Here is a 13,801-nt window from a genome sequence, read left to right as displayed (position 1 = left end):
TGACCAGTACAGGAGGTTCTCCTAAGAGGGGAGAAGGTTCCCCCGCCGCACACCTTGGAGGGCGCACCGTGCACCGCCGGCACAATGGGCTGAAGACCGCCGTACTCCTCGGCGGTCTGTCCGCACTCATCCTCGTCATCGGCAGCTTCTTCGGCCGGACGGGGCTCATCGTCGCGCTCGTCATCGCGATCGGCACCAACGCCTACGCGTACTGGAACAGCGACAAGCTGGCTCTACGCGCGATGCGTGCCCGCCCCGTCAGCGAGTTCGAGGCCCCCGCGCTCTACCGCATGGTCCGCGAACTCTCCACGGAGGCGCGCCAGCCCATGCCGCGGCTGTACATCTCACCCACCGAAGCGCCCAACGCCTTCGCCACCGGGCGCAATCCGCGCAACGCGGCGGTCTGCTGCACCGACGGCATCCTGCAGATCCTCGACGAACGCGAGCTGCGCGGCGTGATCGGCCACGAGCTGAGCCATGTCTACAACCGCGACATCCTCATCTCGTCGGTCGCCGGCGCGCTCGCCTCCGTCGTCATGTTCCTCGTCAACTTCGCCTGGCTGATCCCCGTCGGCCGGTCCAACGACGACGAGGGCCCCGGCATCCTCGGCATGCTGCTGCTGATGATCCTCGGCCCGCTGGCCGCCTCCGTCATCCAGCTCGCCGTCAGCCGCTCCCGCGAGTACGAGGCCGACGCCTCCGGCGCCCGCCTCACCGGCGACCCCCTCGCCCTCGCCAGCGCGCTGCGCAAGCTGGACGCGGGCACCAAGCAGCTGCCGCTACCGCCTGAGCCGCGCCTCGAGACCGCCAGCCATATGATGATCGCGAACCCGTTCCGGCCCGGCACCACGTCGAAACTGTTCTCCACCCACCCCCCGATGGCCGAGCGCATCGCGCGCCTCGAACAGATGGCAGGACACCGCCCATGACGACGATCCTGAACATCATCTGGCTCGTGCTCTGCGGTATCTGGATGGCGATGGCCTATGCCGTCGCCGGCCTGGTCTGCTGCATCCTCATCATCACGATCCCGTGGGGCGTGGCCTCCTTCCGGATCGCCAACTACGCCCTGTGGCCCTTCGGCCGCACCACCGTCGAACGGCACGACGCCGGTGCGGGCTCCCTCATCGGCAACATCATCTGGATCGTCTTCGCCGGCTGGTGGCTGGCGCTGGGCCACATCGTGACCGGGATCGCCCTGTGCCTGACGATCATCGGCATCCCGTTCGGCATCGCGAACTTCAAGATGATCCCGCTCTCGCTGGTCCCGCTCGGCCGGGAGATCGTCCCCACCGACCGGCCGTTCGCCACACGCTGAGCGATCGCCCCCGGCCTCCTCAGCCCTCAGTCGCCCTGGCGGGCGGTGTCGACGAGCTTCTCGAAGAAGAACTCGTGCTTGAGGAACGAGGTGTCGTACTCGTGCCCGGGATACGGCGGGATCAGCTGCGCCGCCTGGAACAGCCGCCAGCCGTCGCACAGCGCGGCCACCCCCGTCCCGTACGGCGGTTCGTCGCTGTCCCCGGTCGTCGGCGACGTCGTGCCGGTCCCGTCGTAGGCGGACCACCCCACGACCTGGGAGTCCAGCGCCGACGTGGCCAGGTACAGCACCAGTACCCGCTGCCGCAGCGTGCTGGTGGCGCCCATGGTGGGGTCGAAGGTGGGGTCGAAGGTGGTGCTCATGCCTCGCTCCTCAGGTGCGCGGGGACGACGCGCTGCGGCCGGTTGGCGACCCGCGTCATCCAGTGGTCCAGGTCGTACGTGCTGTCGCCGGTCAGCGCCCGCCACAGCTTGATCCGGTTGTGGAACTCCAGCCGGGCGGCGGCCGCTTCGTACCAGGGGAAGCGCGTGCCCAGCTCGGCGGCGACCGCCGGGTCGGCGAGATCGCCGGTGTCCCACAGCCGCAGCTGCCGCACCGTCGGATTGAACCGGATCTTGAACATGTAGCGCGCGGCGTCGCTGTCGTTGCGCCGTCCGCCGTGCCAGATCCCGTGGTGCAGGAACACCACGGTCCCGGCCGGGCACACCAGCCGCGTCTGCCCGCGGAGGTTCTGGTAGCGGCCGGTGTCGCTCTCGTTGGTGCGCCGCAGATGGCTGCCGGGCACGCTCAGCGTGCCGCCCATCTCCAGCGTCACCGGCTGCGGGTAGTACATGAGCTGTACGTCGAACGCGTCCGGCCGTACGTCGATGATCGCGTCGGCGTGCAGCGGCTGCGCCTGCCCGTCCCGGGGCCGGCGGATGTGCACCGCGTGATGGTCGACGGTCGGCCCGGGCCCCACGAGGCTGCGCAACGCGCCCGCCACCAACGGGAGTTCGACGAGGTCGCGGGCGAACGACCCGCGCTCGTAAGCCTCCTCCAGCGGCGTCCCGTACGGCACCTCCGGTATCCCGGCCGCCAGGACGCCCATCGCCCGCTCGTTCATCTCCTCGGGTACGACCGCGTCCATGCGCAGCGAGCCGTGCGCCACGAAGTGCGCCATCTGGACGGAGCTCAACAGGCCCCTGTTCTCAGTGCTGGCTTCCGTGCTGGTTTCCATGCGCCAACGGTAGGAAGGAAACCCCTGGCAGCGCGTGGGTCACACTCACCACTACTGGTACGTTTTCACCATGGATGCCGTCGCCCTCCACCTCGACGAGCCACCTCGGGTGGTGAACCTCGGAGTCGGTGTCCACGGCCCCGCCGGCCACACCGATGTCTTCCGGCTCCCCGACCTGTGGCAGCTGCACCTCTACCGCTACACGGCCGATCTCACCGTCGACGGCACCCCGCACGCCATCCGGCCCGGCCGCGTCAGCCTCGTCCCGCCCGGCGCGACCGTCAGATACCGCTACCGCGGCCGCTCCGAGCACCTCTACGCCCATCTGCGCATCCCGGAGGCGGGCGAGCCCCGCAGCGTCCCCGTCATCCAGGACGCGGGCGCACAACTGCCCATGCTCTCCGCCCTGATGCTGCAGGCCGTGGCCGCCCAGCCCGGCAGCCCCGCCAGGACGGCGGCCGAGATCTGGGCCGTCCTGTGGCGCGTCGCCCACCTCACGGCCCCCGCCGCGTCCGACGGCCCGCACCCCGCCGTGGCCGCCGCCATCGCGCACATCGAGTCGCACCTCGCCGACCCGCTGACGGTCCCCGGCGTCGCCCGCGCGGCCGGCGTCTCGCACAACCACCTCACCCGGCTGTTCCGCGCCGCGACCGGCGACACGGTCGTCACCTACATCCGGCGACGCCGCCTGGAACGCGCCCGGCATCTGCTCGTGGAGTCGACGCTCTCCATCCCCGCCGTCGCCACCTCGGTCGGCATCGCGGACCTCCAGGCCTTCAACAAGGCCTGCCGCCGCGAACTCGGCGCCTCCCCGCGCGCCGTCCGGCAGGGCCCACCGGTGAACCGCGGCTCCGGAACGCGGTGAGGAACGCGGTGAGGAACGCGGTGAGGGCGGCAACCGGGGTTGTCCCGGCGGCCGCCCTCATCCACTTCACCACTCCACCGCTTCCCCCAACGGGTCAGCGGTAGTTCACGTACTGCAGAGCGAAGTCGAAGTCCTTGCCCTTCAGCAGCGCCTGAACGGCCTGCAGATCGTCCCGGCTCTTCGAGCTGACCCGCAGCTCGTCGCCCTGGACCTGCGCCTTGATGCCCTTCGGGCCCTCATCGCGGATGATCTTCGCGACCTTCTTGGCGTTGTCCTGCGAAATCCCCTCCTCGATTGAGGCGAAGATCTTGTACTCCTTGCCGGAGAGCTGCGGCTCGCCGGCGTCCAGCGACTTGAGCGAGATACCCCGCTTGACCAGCTTGGTCTCGAAAACGTCGAGGATCGCCTTGACGCGCTCCTCCGAGTTCGCCTGCATCAGAATCTTCTCGCCCGACCAGTCGATCGAGGCCCCGACGTTCTTGAAGTCGTAGCGCTGCGAGATTTCCTTCGCGGCCTGGTTGAGGGCGTTGTCGACCTCCTGCCGCTCGACCTTCGAGACGATGTCGAAACTGGAGTCGGCCATCTTGAGTTGGCTCCTTGGCTGTGATCCGTCAGTACCGCGACCCGTCCCCGGGCCGCCCTCCCAGCCTAGCCACCGCACCCGCCCCGAACACTGATCCATCAGGTGGCGAACCACCCCCGCGCATCAGGTATCGTTTACGTCGTTGCCACAGACCACCCTCAAAAGTGACCTGCGGCGGCTTCCCTGGCGGTGTGCCCGAGTGGCCAAAGGGAGCAGACTGTAAATCTGCCGGCTCAGCCTACCCAGGTTCGAACCCTGGCGCCGCCACGGTATTGGAACGGCCCCTGATCTGCGGAAACGCGGATCAGGGGCCGTTCGATTTTCTGCCCCTGGAGTGCCGGACTGTCTCACTCGGTCCCGTTCTCGCACGCTCTCTACCAGGGGTTCTGGACGGGCTGTGGACGGGATTCTCAGGCCTGACCAGCGGCTGTGGGGCATTCGTGGGACAGAGCTCAAGGCGGGTGGTCCCGCTCCTCAGGGCAGAGATCGACTGAGTGACCGGGATCACGTCGATGTGCATCGCTCGCCTCGTCAGATGGGTCCTCTCGGGCTGCCCTGCCGGCCTTCGCTGCACACCGTCAGCGCTTGGGCCTCGTCACGCTGAACCAAGGAACCGTCGAAAGGAACTGTCGACCGGAACGGTGCAGACCGGTCGGTCCTGGTGTCGAAATTGGGTTGGCCTTGAGGTACGGCGCACCGCGATACTCCGGCATGAGCAGAATGGCGCAGGTCATCGTGTTGGCGCTGTATGCGGACGAGGTCATGGAACCTCTGACGCGTCCGGACGAGTCGCGCAGTTGGAAGGGCACGTTCAAGCCGCTCGATTTGTTCGCCGGCGGGTGGGTCATCGAGTACTCCAGGGAACGGCCGCGCTCCGGGCTTCTGAAGCACCTGGCATCACTTCCCTGGCCCAACCCGGGGCAGGTACAGGTTCTGATCCATGACGAGGAGGACGACGTCTACGGCCTGTGGACGATGCAGGACGGCGCACTGGTCGAGGTTCCGCTCCCTGGCACCCAGCGATACCACAGCCCAGCTCCGCCGACAGATGAGTTCCCGCCCAGCCCCGGTTATTTGTGGCTGGCGGACACAGAACTTCGCCCCGGGGCCGACCTCTCGACGGAACGTCAGGACCCGCGACCGGCCTGGTGAGTGCCAGTTATTCGTGAATTCTGGGCGCCATTGGGGTTGGACGTTGGATGCGGGTCCCAACGGCGCCGAGAGCGCTACTCCTACGGCGAGGCCGGGTGGTGGTGTTCCGACAGGCGGCTTCTACGCGATGGATTGCTATCGGCTCCTCGGCGAAGACTGCATGGCGCGCAACCTCGCGGAGGAAGTCATCCGAGTCGGCACGGATTTCGACGACACCGAGCACTCGCCCATGCGCAACGCGGAAGCCCGCATCACGCTCGGCGTCGCGGCGGCCCGCGAGGGCGACCTCGAAGGGGCGGTTGCCTATGGGGAGCGCGCCCTTCGCGGGGACCGTCAGGCAGCCGCCGCACTGGTCGAGCGCCAGGTACACATGAACCGCAGGGGTCCCTCTGCCAGCTGATGTGGTGCCTGGCTAGCCCTGAACGCCGGGAGTGGTGCTGGAGAATCGAGGTTCTGGCAGCCGGATCTCGTTTTCCCGGGAGATCCAGTACGTGCGTCGGCGAGTCGGACGCGGGATGTATTCCAAGCTGCGTGATCCATCTCCTTCGGTGACGTGGTGACCCACTACCCTCCACACACTGCCGCGGGTCTCGTGCGGCTCGACGGGACACCCGGTGAGTTCCAGGTTCCAGGTGTCCGTGACGCCGTTGTCGCGATCGTCGTGCACCGTCACGGTGCCTTGGACGCGGTGTGGAAGAGGGTGTCCCTCCTCGCGTGCCGCGTAGTTCCCCGCTAGCTCCTTAATGGTGAAGTCCTTGTTCAGATACAGCCCAGACCGCTGACCAGGTTCAAGGGGGATGTGCGGGGCTGGGTGGAACCGGTTTTCCCGGTTAACAACCAGGTCTCCGCTGAATGTCACCCACACACTGCGACTACTCGGGTTGTCCAGCCACACGAGCGCCTGAAGGACGATCCGTTCGTGCTCCTTCTCCGGGAAGGGCCATTCATGGCCGGGAGGCCACGGATGTACGGGCACGCCTATGTGCGACCACGCCAGAGGAGGCCACGGAACGTCGTCGATGACGACGGTCACCTCAGGGGCCTGATCGTCCAGCCGCGCTCGGGCGGCATCCAGAGCCACAGCTTCGGAGACGGTGAGGGCGGTGTGCGCGACGCTCAGCGCACTACGGGTGAGGATTGACTGCCAGGCAACCACCAAGAAGGCGAGCGCCGTGGCGACAGCAGAGACCGCTGTCCAGACCGTGTCCCACATAGTGGTGATTGTTGACCTCAACTACCAGTGACCACCACTCCACTTGGCCTTGTGATGAAGTGAAACGGCCGCGTAACGTCCACCTGTGGTGCCGCGACGGCGACGTGGTCAGCGCTTCGACTGAGCGTAGGGAGTCGGCGGGGCTCAGCGTGCCGTCGGCCAGGGTTCACCTGGGGAGGCCGATCCACTTCCGCCAGACATGGAGAGAGTTTGGCAGTTCGGGGCGGTCGAGCAGCCAGAGGACATAGCCGGCATGGCGCCGCGCCCATGGGTTGTCCGACTCGGCAGCGGTGCCGAGCCTTTCGCGCAGATCCGCGCTGTCGACGGCCCGAGCCACGCGCACGTAATCGCGGTCCTTGCAGCGGTAGGGCCGCTGGATGACGATCTCAATCAGATCGGTGAGCTTCGCCCTGACGATTTTGTTATGGCCAGCGACCGCCATGTCCCGTAGGAGGTCCTCTTTCGTACCCCACTTCTTGGCATGTTGGGTCCATGCCTGCGGGTACCTTGCCTCCCACTCCAGGAAGAGCAGCGCATACGGCAGACCTGGCCATTCCCTGATGTCCGCACACCGGCGGTTCCACAACGCGTCCGGCAGCGAATGCCGTGCGGCATCGCGGTGCACCTCGATTGCCTGCTGGAGGGCTGGATCCCGGTAGTGCAACTGCCTGCCCGGCGACTGCGTGGATGACCACACATTGTTGAACTGCATGAGGGCATCGCCGACGTTCCTCTTGGCGATAGTCAGCCGGGCCAGCGCTGCGGTCCGCTCGGAAGGATCATCTGCTATCAGCCCGTACGCCCAGTCCAATCGCGCGTCCCATGTGTGGACTTCGTCCACACCCGCGCCAGAATCTGCTTCTTTTGTCACAAGGGAGATCATCCCCCGGCTACCACGCGCGGTGCTCCGAAACAAAGGGGCTACACACGCGACGTTGATCGGGTCTTCGGCCTGTATCGGCGCCAGCAGAGCACAAGGGGCGGGGCCACCAAGGGCCGCCCGCGCTGGACGAGCCGTGGACGACGGGCGTGGCGCCGCCGCCACGGTAAAGAAGGGTCCCCCGGACCGCGGAAACGCGGTCCGGGGGACCCTTCTTCGTTGGGGTGGGTGAGGGTCGCCCGGGGTCAGTTGCCGGAGATGTCTTTTACCGCGACCGGGACCGGGGTGGGGCCCGAGATGACTTCCAGGGTGAGGCCGGCCGTGGACGGCGTGTCCAGGAGTTCGGCGAGGACGGCGGCCACGTCGTCGCGGGGGATGGGGCCGCGGCCGGTCTTGGCGGCCAGCTGGAGACGGCCGGTGCCGGGGTCGTCGGTGAGGGCGCCCGGGCGCAGGATCGTCCAGTCGAGGTCCTTGCGGGCGCTCAGGTCGACGTCGGCCGCCGTTTTGGCGCGCAGGTACTCGGCGAAGACGGGGTCGGCGCCGGGGGCCGGTTCGGTTCCCGCGCCCATCGACGAGACGATGATGTAGCGGCGGGCCCCGGCCCGCTCGGCCGCGTCGGCGAAGAGCACGGCCGCGGCGTGGTCGACGGAGTGCTTGCGCTCCGGGCCGCTGCCCGGCCCCGCGCCCGCCGCGAAGACGGCCGCGTCCGCACCGCGCAGGGCCGCCGCGACCTCGTCGACGGTGGCCGACTCCAGATCGCAGACGATCGGCTCGGCGCCGGCCGCCCGCAGGTCGTCGGCCTGCTCGGGTTTGCGGATGATGCCCGCCACGTCGTCTCCGCGGGCGGCGAGCAGTCGCTCCAGCCGCAACGCGATCTTTCCATGTCCACCTGCGATCACAATGCGCATGATTGCGACGCTACGCCCGCCGGGCGTCCCGCGCGCGTGCACGGCGTGAACGGATCACCATCGGGTGACGCCCGGAATCGTCTGCCGCGCTCGCGACGGCGGCCTGCCCCGTGGGGCTGGCGCATCGTCAGAAGGCCTCAGGCGAGGCCGCCGTCGCTCCGTGACTGGCGGGGCAGGTCGAGGGCGGCGGTGGTCGCCGAGTCGCAGTACTCGCGGACGGCGCTGGTGCGGGAGACCACCCGGCCGCGGTGGATGATGATGCGGCTGTACGCGAGGGAGAGCACGCCCTCGATCCGTTCCCCGCGTACGGCGAGCAGTTCGGCGGGGAAGCCCGCCTCCACCCGGACCTCGGGCAGCCCCAGGACCGCCCGCGCCTGGCCGCTGACCGCGTCGTAGGCGTCCGCCGCGCCGCATTCGCCGTAGGAGGTGAGGAGGAAGGCGGCCTCCAGGGGGTCGCCGCGTCCGACGGGGTTGGCCAGGTCGCGCAGCGAGCCGCTGCCCGCCGCGACCCGTACGCCGGCCGCGCGCAGTTCGCGTACCGGGGCGAGCAGCCCCGCGGCGCCGCGCCGGGAGGACTCCAGCGCGCCGCAGCCGCCCTGCGGCAGGGCCACCACGGAGACGCCGGCCGCGGAGAGCTGGCCCGCGGCGCGGGCGGCGGCGGCCTGCGGGAGGCGGGCGAGGCCGTTGCAGGGGCCGATGACGACGCCGGGGCGCAGCCCGCCGGCCATGGCGGCGAGCCGGGCCAGCCGGGCCGGATCGTCACCCTGCGTGTGCAGATCCACGGGGAGGCCGAATTCGGCCGCGACGGCGAGGACGGCCTCTGCATAGCCGCTCGGGTCCGGGTCGAGGTCGGGGCAGCCGCCGACGACGCCGGCGCCCATCTTGAGTGCGTCGCGCAGCGCGGAGAGCCCGTCGGCGCCGGCCACGCCGGTGAGGAGGCGGGGGACGGCGACGGCGTGCAGATCGACGAGCCCGCGCAGCGCGCGGCGGGCCTGGAGCACGGCGGCGAGGGTGCCGAGTCCCTGGATGTCGCCGATCCGGACGTGGGTGCGGATCGCCGTTGCGCCATGGCCGAGTTGGAGGAGCGCGGCCTCGGTGACGCGCCGCTGCACGTCCTCGGGTTCGTACGAGGGCGGGCCCGAGGCGACGCTCGCGTCGGCGGTGAGGGCGCCGTCGAGGTGGGCGTGCGGTTCGGCGGGTGCGGGCAGCAGGAGGTAGCCGCGCAGGTCGATGCGGGTTCCGTCGGCGTCGCTGTGGTCGGGGGCGGCGGTGAGACTGCCGGCGGTGCCGACGGCTTCGATACGGGTGCCGCTCAGCCGCACGTCGACCGTGCGGCCGTCGGTGAGATGCGCACCACACAGCAGCAGCGTGGTGGTCTCGGCGGCGGTGCCGCGCTGGTTCTCGGTCATCGCGCTCCTCCGGTACTGCGGCTCTCGGGTGGGAGGCAAGATCACGCAGGGACGGGGCGAGCCTATGGGGCAGCTCACGCAGGGTCCGGGAGGAGGCCAATAGTCGTACTGGCGTGGTCGATCGAGGCTGTCTCGCTGGGTCCTCGGGGGAGCCTCGCGGCGCGCTCGGAAGGGGTCGGAAGGTGCTCCGGACGGGCTCCTGAAGAGCGACGGAAGAGCCCGAAGTGTGTCGTGAGATATGGATTTCACCTTCGGCTGCGGACCGTGTAATGTCTTCCTCGCTCGCCCCAATAGCTCAGTCGGTAGAGCGTCTCCATGGTAAGGAGAAGGTCTGCGGTTCGATTCCGCATTGGGGCTCTGATGGATCGGCCATCCACCGCTTGGTGGGGGTCAGTTCATCGCAGCGGTGTAGCTCAGTTGGTAGAGCAAGCGGCTCATAATCGCTGTGTCACCGGTTCAAGTCCGGTCACCGCTACCCTGCGTAGTCGTAGTCGATTGTGGGTTTAGTCCTTCAATCGGCTACTCTCGTTGTGTTCATATACCCATCCGTTCGTCAAGGAGCACTCACGTGGCCGCCACCGACGTCCGCCCGAAGATCACGCTGGCCTGCGTGGAGTGCAAGGAGCGGAACTACATCACCAAGAAGAACCGGCGTAACGACCCGGACCGTCTTGAGATGAAGAAGCACTGCCCGCGCTGCAACGCGCACACCGCGCACCGCGAAACGCGCTAACAACAGGCCGTAACACACCACGAGGCCGTCCCCATTCTTGGGGGCGGCCTCGTGGCGTTGATCCGCCCGCCCGCAGGCGGCATGATCACCTCGAGCGTCAGCACCCCTGATGTCAGCACGCCCCGAGCGTCAGCACCCCGAACGTCAGCACGCCCCGAACGTCAGCACCCCGAACGTCAGTGTCGTCATCATGGCCGCCATGATGATGACCGCCACCCCGATCAGCATCCCGTAGCCGGAGGTACCGATGGCACTGGACCAGTCCTTCGTCGGGCGGAGCTATCCGCCCACCGCCCCCTATGAGGTGGGCCGGGAGAAGATTCGCGAGTTCGCCGAAGCGGTGGGCGACCTCAATCCCGCGTACACCGACCCCGACGCCGCCAGGGCCCTCGGGCACCCGGATGTGATCGCGCCGCCGACGTTCGCGTTCTCGATCACGTTCAAGGCGGCCGGCCTGGTCGTGCAGGACCCCGAGTTGGGGCTGGACTACAGCCGGGTGGTCCACGGCGACCAGCGGTTCGTCCACTCGCGCCCGGTGCGTGCCGGGGACCGGCTCACGGTCGTCTCGCACATCGATTCGATCAAGTCCCTCGCGGGGAACGACGTCCTGTCGGTCCGTGGTGAGGTGCACGACGAGAACGGTGAGCATGTCGTGACGGCGTACACGATGCTCGTGGCCCGCGCGCAGGAAGGGGTGTGATCCGGATGACAGCGAAGATCTCCTACGACGAGGTCGAGGTCGGCACCGAGCTCCCGGCGCAGACGTTTCCTGTGAGCCGCGCCACGCTCGTGCGGTACGCGGGTGCGTCCGGTGACTTCAACCCGATCCACTGGAACGAGCGGTTCGCGAAGGAGGTCGGACTGCCGGACGTCATCGCGCACGGCATGTTCACGATGGCCGCCGCGATCCGTGTGGTCACCGACTGGGTCGGCGACCCGGGTGCGGTCGCCGAGTACGGCGTCCGGTTCACCAAGCCCGTCGTCGTCCCGGACGACGACAAGGGCGCGGTGATCGAGGTCTCGGCCAAGGTCGCGGTCAAGCTGGACGACGAGGCCCGCACGGTCCGCGTGGACCTGGTGGCCACCGCCGCCGGCCAGAAGGTGCTGGGCCTGTCCCGCGCCGTCGTCCGACTGGCCTGAACACGCTCCGGAACGGGAGGGCTTCCTCGGAAAGGAAGTCCTCCCGTTTTCCGCTTGACGAAGTTAGTTAGTGGTCACTACCTTAGAGACATGGCGAAGACGAGCATGCGGATGAGCGCGGAGGACCGGCGCGAGAGTGTCACCCGCGCCGCGATGACCGAGTTCGCCAAGGGCGGTTATTTCGGAACGTCCACGGAAGCGATCGCCCGCCGGGTCGGGGTCTCGCAGCCGTATCTGTTCCGGCTGTTCCCCACCAAGGTGGATCTGTTCAAGGCCGCCGCGAACCGCTGTTTCGACCGCACCATCGCCACCTTCGAGCAGGCCGCGGAGGGCCTGGAGGGGGAGGGCGCGCTGGAGGCCATGGGGCAGGCCTACGGCGAGATGATCGAGGAGGACCGTGATGTCCTGCTCATGCAGATGCAGCTCTACGTCGCCGCCGCGGCGTCGGGCGACGGTGACGTGGCCGAGCTGGTCCGCCGCCGGTGGCTCGACATGTGGGACATGGTGCGCGCCCGCACCGGTCTCGACGACGAGTGGATGAACAAGTTCTTCTCGACCGGGATGCTGATCAACACGCTGGTGTCGCTGGGGATCCCCTCGGACGACCGCTGCTGGTTGGGCTTCCCGTTCGACGAGTCGACCGAGCAGGCGGAGCCGGCCGAGTCGAACAAGTCGGCCGGGCCGGCTGATCCGGCAGAGCCGGCCGCCTGACCCCCCGGACCCCCCTGACCCCCGGGATCGCCGGACCTCCGGCGGACAGCAGCAGATCAGCGCAGATCGCCGCACACGTGTACCCACAGAAGTTAGTGACTGATAACTAATCCCCGGGAGGGGTCATGCAGGAGCAGGAGCACCAGCAGCAAGAGGCAGGACAGGAGAAGGGACCCCGGCGCGGTACCGCCGTATGGGCCCTGATCATCACCAGCCTCGCCGGCTTCATGGCGAGCCTCGACAACCTCGTCGTCACCACCGCGCTGCCCTCCATCCGCAAGGACCTCGGCGGGGCGCTCGAAGACCTCGAATGGACGGTGAGCGCCTACACCCTCACCTTCGCGGTCCTCCTGATGTTCGGCGCCGCCCTCGGCGACCGGTTCGGCCGCCGCCGGCTCTTCACCGTCGGCCTCGGGCTGTTCACCGCGGCCTCCGCCGCCGCCGCGCTCGCCCCCGGCATGGGCGAGCTGATCGCCGCCCGCGCCGCCCAGGGCGTCGGCGCCGCGATCATGATGCCGCTGACCCTCACCCTGCTCTCCGCCACCGTCGCGCCGGAGCGCCGCGGTATGGCGTTCGGCATCTGGAGCGCGGTCAACGGTCTCGCCGTCGCCACCGGCCCGCTCATCGGAGGCACCCTCACCGAGCACTTCTCCTGGCAGTGGATCTTCTGGCTGAACGTGCCGATCGGGCTGCTCCTGCTGCCCCTCGCCCGGCTCCGCCTGAACGAGAGCCGCGGCCCGAACTCCCGGCTGGACGTCCCCGGCACCGCGCTCGCCAGCGCCGGCCTCTTCGGCATCGTCTACGCCCTCATCCGCGGCAACGCCGACGGCTGGACCAGCCCCTCCGTCCTGACCGGGCTGATCGCCGGCGCCGCGCTCATAGTCGCCTTCGTCGCCTACGAGAACCGTGCCGCGCACCCCATCCTGCCGATGCGGCTCTTCCGCAACCGCGCCTTCAGCGCGGTGAACGCGGCCAGCCTGCTGATGTTCCTGGGCATGTTCGGCTCGATCTTCCTGCTCAGCCAGTTCATGCAGAACGTGTCCGGCTACTCGCCGATGGAAGCCGGCGTCCGGATGCTCCCCTGGACGGCCATGCCGATGATCGTCTCGCCCATCGCGGGCATCCTCTCCGACCGCATCGGCGGCCGCCCGATCATCGCCGCCGGGCTGGCGCTCCAGGCCGTGGGCCTCGCGCTCTTCGCCCTCGTGGTCACGACGGACGTCTCCTACACGGCCCAGCTGCCCGCGCTGATCATCAGCGGTATCGGGATGGCGATGTACTTCGGCCCCACCGCCAACGTCGTGATGTCCAGCGTCCGCCCCGAGGAACAGGGCATCGCCTCCGGCGCCAACAACGCCTTCCGTGAGCTCGGCGGCGCCCTCGGCGTCGCGATCCTCGCCTCCGTCTTCTCCTCCCAGGGCGGCTACGAGTCCGCCGGCCGCTACGTGGACGGCCTGGTGCCCGCACTGTGGGTCGGCGCGGTCGCGGTCGGCCTCGCGGCGGTCGCCGCGGTGCTCATCCCGAGGCGGCGCAAGGCGACGGCCACCCCGGCCGACGCCCAGCCGCAGCGCACCCTGGAGCCGGTCGCCTGACCGGCGGGGAGCACGCGGAGAGAACACCCCCTGGGGACCGGCCGACCGGTCACCGGGGGGTGTCCCCGTAGGGTGGACGGC

Annotated in this window: 18 protein-coding genes and 3 tRNA genes; 14 read left to right on the top strand and 7 right to left on the bottom strand. The window is 68.9% G+C overall.

Annotation, left to right across the window (positions count from 1 at the left end):
* Positions 1 to 68 precede the first annotated feature (68 nt).
* Positions 69 to 929 carry a zinc metalloprotease HtpX gene (htpX, locus tag C6N31_RS03165; protein ID WP_138352866.1) on the top strand — a complete coding sequence of 287 codons (861 nt, stop codon included), beginning with the start codon at positions 69 to 71 and terminating at the stop codon, positions 927 to 929.
* Complete coding sequence (locus C6N31_RS03160; protein WP_138352867.1) at positions 926 to 1,318, top strand: YccF domain-containing protein; 393 nt, start codon at positions 926 to 928, stop codon at positions 1,316 to 1,318. The genes htpX and C6N31_RS03160 overlap by 4 nt, the downstream gene beginning before the upstream one ends.
* Positions 1,319 to 1,344: 26 nt before the next feature.
* Here the strand turns inward: C6N31_RS03160 and C6N31_RS03155 are convergent, their stop codons facing one another.
* Both C6N31_RS03155 and C6N31_RS03150 read right to left on the bottom strand, forming a co-directional pair.
* The gene (locus C6N31_RS03155; protein ID WP_381585444.1) at positions 1,345 to 1,680 is read right to left on the bottom strand and encodes a hypothetical protein; all 336 of its coding nucleotides are present in this window, start codon (positions 1,678 to 1,680) and stop codon (positions 1,345 to 1,347) included.
* Positions 1,677 to 2,534, bottom strand: coding sequence for a phytanoyl-CoA dioxygenase family protein (locus C6N31_RS03150; RefSeq protein WP_198357084.1), 858 nt, complete (start codon positions 2,532 to 2,534; stop codon positions 1,677 to 1,679). Before C6N31_RS03150 ends, C6N31_RS03155 begins: the two co-directional genes overlap by 4 nt.
* A gap of 70 nt (positions 2,535 to 2,604) precedes the next feature.
* On the opposite strand from C6N31_RS03150, the gene C6N31_RS03145 reads away from it, so the two are divergent.
* A complete protein-coding gene (locus C6N31_RS03145) occupies positions 2,605 to 3,399 on the top strand; it encodes an AraC family transcriptional regulator (protein ID WP_138352868.1) in 795 nt (264 codons plus the stop codon).
* A 94-nt stretch (positions 3,400 to 3,493) separates the two neighbouring features.
* Here C6N31_RS03145 and C6N31_RS03140 read toward each other — a convergent pair whose 3' ends face one another.
* Positions 3,494 to 3,982, bottom strand: coding sequence for a YajQ family cyclic di-GMP-binding protein (locus tag C6N31_RS03140; protein ID WP_138352869.1), 489 nt, complete (start codon positions 3,980 to 3,982; stop codon positions 3,494 to 3,496).
* Between the two features lie 185 nt (positions 3,983 to 4,167).
* On the opposite strand from C6N31_RS03140, the gene C6N31_RS03135 reads away from it, so the two are divergent.
* From C6N31_RS03135 to C6N31_RS03125, 3 genes are all read left to right on the top strand, one after another.
* Positions 4,168 to 4,249 (top strand) — tRNA-Tyr (locus C6N31_RS03135).
* Positions 4,250 to 4,702: 453 nt separating this feature from the next.
* Positions 4,703 to 5,134, top strand: coding sequence for a hypothetical protein (locus C6N31_RS03130; RefSeq protein WP_187144981.1), 432 nt, complete (start codon positions 4,703 to 4,705; stop codon positions 5,132 to 5,134).
* A gap of 160 nt (positions 5,135 to 5,294) precedes the next feature.
* On the top strand, positions 5,295 to 5,534 hold the full coding sequence (locus tag C6N31_RS03125) for a hypothetical protein (protein WP_232484679.1): 240 nt from the start codon (positions 5,295 to 5,297) through the stop codon (positions 5,532 to 5,534).
* A 12-nt stretch (positions 5,535 to 5,546) separates the two neighbouring features.
* Here the strand turns inward: C6N31_RS03125 and C6N31_RS03120 are convergent, their stop codons facing one another.
* From C6N31_RS03120 to C6N31_RS03105, 4 genes are all read right to left on the bottom strand, one after another.
* Positions 5,547 to 6,347, bottom strand: coding sequence for a hypothetical protein (locus C6N31_RS03120; RefSeq protein WP_138352870.1), 801 nt, complete (start codon positions 6,345 to 6,347; stop codon positions 5,547 to 5,549).
* Positions 6,348 to 6,513: 166 nt separating this feature from the next.
* Positions 6,514 to 7,218, bottom strand: coding sequence for a hypothetical protein (locus tag C6N31_RS03115; protein WP_244809350.1), 705 nt, complete (start codon positions 7,216 to 7,218; stop codon positions 6,514 to 6,516).
* A gap of 254 nt (positions 7,219 to 7,472) precedes the next feature.
* Complete coding sequence (locus tag C6N31_RS03110) at positions 7,473 to 8,135, bottom strand: NAD(P)H-binding protein (protein WP_138352871.1); 663 nt, start codon at positions 8,133 to 8,135, stop codon at positions 7,473 to 7,475.
* A gap of 137 nt (positions 8,136 to 8,272) precedes the next feature.
* Positions 8,273 to 9,544, bottom strand: coding sequence for an amidohydrolase family protein (locus C6N31_RS03105; protein WP_138352872.1), 1,272 nt, complete (start codon positions 9,542 to 9,544; stop codon positions 8,273 to 8,275).
* A 284-nt stretch (positions 9,545 to 9,828) separates the two neighbouring features.
* Between C6N31_RS03105 and C6N31_RS03100 the strand changes: the two genes are divergently transcribed.
* The 8 genes from C6N31_RS03100 (at position 9,829) to C6N31_RS03070 (ending at position 13,720) form a co-directional block, all read left to right on the top strand.
* Positions 9,829 to 9,901: transfer RNA gene (locus C6N31_RS03100), tRNA-Thr, on the top strand.
* A 45-nt stretch (positions 9,902 to 9,946) separates the two neighbouring features.
* Positions 9,947 to 10,019 (top strand) — tRNA-Met (locus C6N31_RS03095).
* Positions 10,020 to 10,112: 93 nt separating this feature from the next.
* A complete protein-coding gene (rpmG, locus tag C6N31_RS03090; RefSeq protein ID WP_004571794.1) occupies positions 10,113 to 10,277 on the top strand; it encodes a 50S ribosomal protein L33 in 165 nt (54 codons plus the stop codon).
* A gap of 109 nt (positions 10,278 to 10,386) precedes the next feature.
* Positions 10,387 to 10,512, top strand: coding sequence for a hypothetical protein (locus C6N31_RS45070; protein ID WP_269770728.1), 126 nt, complete (start codon positions 10,387 to 10,389; stop codon positions 10,510 to 10,512).
* A 12-nt stretch (positions 10,513 to 10,524) separates the two neighbouring features.
* Positions 10,525 to 10,977 carry a MaoC family dehydratase N-terminal domain-containing protein gene (locus C6N31_RS03085; RefSeq protein ID WP_138352873.1) on the top strand — a complete coding sequence of 151 codons (453 nt, stop codon included), beginning with the start codon at positions 10,525 to 10,527 and terminating at the stop codon, positions 10,975 to 10,977.
* A gap of 5 nt (positions 10,978 to 10,982) precedes the next feature.
* Positions 10,983 to 11,417, top strand: coding sequence for a MaoC family dehydratase (locus C6N31_RS03080; RefSeq protein WP_138352874.1), 435 nt, complete (start codon positions 10,983 to 10,985; stop codon positions 11,415 to 11,417).
* Between the two features lie 90 nt (positions 11,418 to 11,507).
* On the top strand, positions 11,508 to 12,128 hold the full coding sequence (locus tag C6N31_RS03075; RefSeq protein ID WP_232484678.1) for a TetR/AcrR family transcriptional regulator: 621 nt from the start codon (positions 11,508 to 11,510) through the stop codon (positions 12,126 to 12,128).
* Positions 12,129 to 12,253: 125 nt separating this feature from the next.
* Positions 12,254 to 13,720, top strand: a complete 1,467-nt coding sequence (locus C6N31_RS03070; protein WP_138352875.1) for an MFS transporter — start codon at positions 12,254 to 12,256, stop codon at positions 13,718 to 13,720.
* The last annotated feature ends 81 nt before the right edge of the window (positions 13,721 to 13,801 follow it).

This window comes from Streptomyces fildesensis (assembly GCF_016107395.1).
Classification (GTDB): Bacteria; Actinomycetota; Actinomycetes; order Streptomycetales; family Streptomycetaceae; genus Actinacidiphila; species Actinacidiphila fildesensis.
Note: the sequence above shows the minus strand (reverse complement) of the source record. Positions and strands in the feature narration are given on the sequence as shown.